We start from the raw sequence: 259 nt of genomic DNA on the forward strand, positions 1-259 counted from the left end.
GGATTTCTTCCGGCGACACGCTGAACCAGGTGCGCATCCGCTTCGATTCCAAGGACGAGGCGATCGCCTTCGCCGACCGCAAGGGCCTGGACTATACCGTGGAGGAGGCGCACAAGCGCCGCGTCACCCCGCGCAACTATGCCGACAATTTCCGGCCCCGCCCGCGCTGACACGGCGCGCCGGGCGCCGCACGCGCCCTTAGCTCAGGGGATAGAGCACCGGCCTTCTAAGCCGACGGTCGCAGGTTCGAATCCTGCAG

At 67.2% G+C, this 259-nt stretch carries 1 protein-coding gene; it reads left to right on the plus strand.

Annotation, left to right across the window (positions count from 1 at the left end; all coding sequences use genetic code 11):
• The first annotated feature begins 2 nt into the window (after positions 1-2).
• Positions 3-170 (plus strand): NADH dehydrogenase ubiquinone Fe-S protein 4, encoded by a 168-nt coding sequence (locus tag R0J92_RS24210; RefSeq protein WP_411053555.1) that lies wholly within the window; start codon positions 3-5, stop codon positions 168-170.
• The last annotated feature ends 89 nt before the right edge of the window (positions 171-259 follow it).

This window comes from Tritonibacter sp. SIMBA_163 (assembly GCF_046535935.1).
GTDB lineage: Bacteria > Pseudomonadota > Alphaproteobacteria > Rhodobacterales > Rhodobacteraceae > Epibacterium > Epibacterium scottomollicae.